The sequence below is a fragment of the Streptococcus sp. HSISS2 genome (assembly GCF_000448665.1).
GTDB classification, from domain to species: domain Bacteria; phylum Bacillota; class Bacilli; order Lactobacillales; family Streptococcaceae; genus Streptococcus; species Streptococcus raffinosi.
The window spans coordinates 639559-643465 of record NZ_CM002133.1 but is presented as its reverse complement, the minus strand read 5'-3'; the positions used below and the strand labels follow the sequence as shown (position 1 = coordinate 643465).

Below are 3907 nucleotides of genomic sequence, written 5' to 3'. Positions count from 1 at the left end.
AAGAGATAACTGCATCTACTTTTTCATCGTTTAAAGCCTCTTTAGCTTGATACAAGTCTTTGTAGGTTTTGACACTGACATGTTCTAAGTCGTCCATCTTACTTACCAAACTACTTGGCACATCTTGTGTCGCTAACTTGACATTTACAGTTGTACTAGCCGAAAACATGAGGTTCATCAGCCACATAATAAAGACTGGTGCCACAAACATTAGGGCCAGTGTCCGTTTGTCACGTAGCAATTCTTTGATGACTTTTTTTGCAATGGCAATTGTTCTCATTTCATTCTCCTTCTGCTTTCAAAAAGACTTCTTCAATACTTGAAACACCATAAGATTCTTTTAGCTTGGATGGTGTATCAAAGGCAATGATTTTTCCACCTAATAGTAGTCCGACCTTATCTGTCAGCTCTGCTTCATCCATGACATGGGTTGTTACCAGAATTCCTACACCATTGTCTCTAAGCGTGATTAATTCCTTCCAGATTTTCTTCCTAAGAGAGGGGTCGATTCCAACTGTCGGTTCGTCCAAAATCAAAAGTTGCGGATTTCCTAAAAGTGCAATCGCCAGCGACAAACGTCGTTTCATCCCTCCGGAATAACCAGACACAGCCTTATTTAAGTGATCTGTTAGATCTACCACCTGAGACACATGGGCAATTTCTGTTGTTAAGTCTTTTTTGGAAAGTCCTTTTAGCTGACCGAAAAATTGCAAATTTTCCTGACCTGATAAGGCATCATATAAGGCATCTGACTGAGCCATGTAGCCAATATCTCCTAGAATATGACGATTGGGCATGGTATTTTCTAAGACTAAAGCAATACCGCTATCTGCCTTTTCCATTCCTAACATTGTTTTAATCATGGTTGATTTACCAGCACCTGAGGGACCGATTAGACCAATGATTTCCCCAGACTGTAATTCAAAACCAACGTGGTTTAACACCAGTTGTTGACCAAAAGATTTTTGTAAATCTTGTAAATGTAGCAATGTTTTCATATGCATCCTCCTTAGTGAGTGTTTACTCACTTTTGATTACAAATGACATTATAGTGAGTGAACACTCACTTGTCAAGTGATGATTTGAATTTTTTTAAAATAAAAACACTGGATGATAGCATCCAATGTTTATGGCAAAAACTTCTGATGTTAAGAATCTATTCACGATACTCTGAAATAATCTCTCCTATCCACTTTTTCTAAGCTCCGCACTAGATTCCATCATTGAAAATTAAGGTTTCAATGATGGAATCGTCGTCAGTAACCTAATAAAGAAGTCTACAAATTTATCTTTGATTTTCGACGAGAGGAATTATTTGATTGCGCGTGATTGCAATCCTTCTTCTTCCAAGAAGAGGCGGAATGGTACGAGTTCTTCTGCTTCGTATTTTTCCTTGAAGGCTTTGATTGCTTCTTCTGAGTGTTGTTTTGGATCCAACTCAAGAACTTCTACTGGAAGTGGACGATGTGGAGTGATGCGGGCATCGATCACAACTGTCTTACCTTCTTTGTTGAGTTTCACAGCTTCTGCAACAACAGCATCGATATCTTCGATACGGTCAACTGTAAATCCTACAGCACCTTGCGCTTCAGCGATTTTCGCATAGTCAGCATTAGAGAAGTCACAACCAAACAAGTGTTTGTTTGTGTCTTCGTATTTGTCCTTGATGAAGGCGTATTTACCATTTGAGAAGACAACGTTGATAACTGGAAGGTCGTATTGAACATTTGTGATAACGTCTGGGTAGCACATGTTGAATGCACCGTCACCCATGATGTTCCATACTTGGCGATCTGGATTGTCTTTCTTAGCAGCGATACCACCAGGAAGGGCAATACCCATTGTCGCAAAGAGTGGAGATGTACGCCACATGTTCTTAGGTGTCATGTGAAGGTGACGAGTAGATGTTTGAGTAGTGTCACCGACGTCGATTGAGTAGATAGCGTCTTGATCAGCGTGTTTGTTGATTGCATTGTAAACTTGATACAATTGCAATTCACCCTCAGTTTTACCTTCGAGTTTGTTCATGTAATCACGCCAGTTTTGGTTGTTCTTCACGTTTGCACGCCACCATGGAGTAGACTCAACTGGGTTTACTTTATCAAGGATAGCTTTAGCTGCTTGACCTGCGTCACCAAGGATTGAAGCGTCAAGGGCGTGACGTTTACCAAGTTTGTAAGGGTCGATATCGACTTGGATGAATTTTTCAGTGTTTTTGAATGCTTCGTATACTTCAGCAAATGGGAAGTTTGAACCTAGGAAGAGAACTGTGTCTGCTTCAAAGACCACTTCGTTGGCTGGTTTCCAACCAACACGGTAAGCAGAACCTGTCAAACCTTCGTAGTTCCATTCGAAAGCTTCGAAGTTTTTACCAGTTGTGATGATTGGTGCTTTGATTTTACGTGACAATTCAGTGATGACATCACCAGCACCAACTCCACCGAAACCAGCGTAGATCACTGGGCGTTCCGCATTGTTCAAGATTTCAACAGCTTTGTCGATTTCAGTTTCGTTCAAGGCAGGAGCGATGAAGCGGCGTTCGTAAGAACCTGATCCATAGTATGAGTTTTCGTCGATTTCTTGGAAACCAAAGTTTACTGGAATTTCAACAACAGCTGGACCTTTTTTAGAAACAGCAGCACGGCAAGCTTCGTCAATCACCTTTGGCAATTGTTCTGCATAAGCTACACGTTTGTTGTAAACAGCGATACCATTGTACATTGGGTTTTGGTTCAATTCTTGGAAAGCATCCAAGTTGAGTTCGTTGTTTGGACGTGATCCAAGAATAGCAAGAAATGGAGTGTTATCCATAGCTGCATCATAAACACCATTGATCAAGTGAGTCGCACCAGGTCCACCTGAACCAACTGCAACCCCGATAGAGCCACCAAATTTCGCTTGCATTACTGCTGCAAGAGCACCAGTTTCTTCGTGGCGAACTTGCAAGAAACGGATATCTTTGTCTTCAGCCAAAGCATCCATCAATGAGCTAAGTGTTCCTGATGGGATTCCGTAGATAGTGTCTACGCCCCATGTTTTCAATACGTTCAACATTGCTGCAGATGCAGTGATTTTCCCTTGAGTCATAATGATAACTCTCCTTTATTTCTAATTTGATCCTGAAAAATGAAGCACAGCGCATCTACTTCATCTTTGCGTCAAAACTCGTCTTGAAAATGAATTTATTCTGACTGTTCTCATGAAAACGTTTTACAAAACGATTATAGTACTAATTTAGCACAAAGAGATTCACATGTATAAGGATTTGCTCAGAGATGCTCAATCCCTATTACATTACAGATGCTGAATTTGAGAAATTTTCACAAACTATCTTATAATAGGATATTTTATTATAAAATATATGCGCCTGTTTTCCCTTGTAGCTGTAAGAAAAGACAAAAAAGTGGTACAGAATCTTAAATGAATTCTGTACTACTTTTTTGTTGAGTCTAATCAATTTTCGCAACATTGAGAAGCAGAGAGCTAGTCAAAACAGACAAAGAACTAAGGGCCATGGCAAGACCTGCTAGTTCTGGATTGAGGGTCAATCCCAGTCCTACAAAGACTCCAGCAGCAATTGGAAGCCCAAGGATATTGTAGATAGAGGCCCAGAAGAGATTGAGTAAGATCCTGCGGAAGGTCTTTTGACTCATGTCAAAGGCGCGCACAACGCCAAGCAAATCATTTTGCGTGAGCACGATGCCACCGGACTCGATCGCAATATCCGTTCCAGATCCCATAGCGATCCCCACATCCGCGATCGAGAGAGCTGGAGCATCATTGATCCCATCTCCAACAAACGCGACCTTGCTAGCTTCTTGCAGTTTTTGGATGGCGCTAGCTTTTTCTTGAGGAAGGACATCAGCAATGACGGTGTCAATTCCCACTTGCTTAGCAATAGCTTGGG

4 protein-coding genes are annotated in these 3907 nt (G+C 41.2%); all 4 read right to left on the bottom strand.

All coding sequences use genetic code 11. The features are described from left to right. Positions 1 to 280, bottom strand: a 280-nt coding sequence (locus HSISS2_RS02990; protein ID WP_042766943.1) for an ABC transporter permease, incomplete at its 3' end; no start/stop codon positions are given. Between the two features lies 1 nt (position 281). Beyond that, on the bottom strand, positions 282 to 998 hold the full coding sequence (locus HSISS2_RS02985; protein ID WP_021145322.1) for an ABC transporter ATP-binding protein: 717 nt from the start codon (positions 996 to 998) through the stop codon (positions 282 to 284). A gap of 313 nt (positions 999 to 1311) precedes the next feature. Next, entirely contained in the window at positions 1312 to 3087 is a 1776-nt protein-coding gene (spxB, locus tag HSISS2_RS02980; RefSeq protein ID WP_021145321.1) for a pyruvate oxidase, read from the bottom strand. Positions 3088 to 3449: 362 nt separating this feature from the next. Continuing rightward, a partial coding sequence (locus HSISS2_RS02975; RefSeq protein WP_042766942.1) for an HAD-IC family P-type ATPase occupies positions 3450 to 3907 on the bottom strand: 458 nt, incomplete at its 5' end.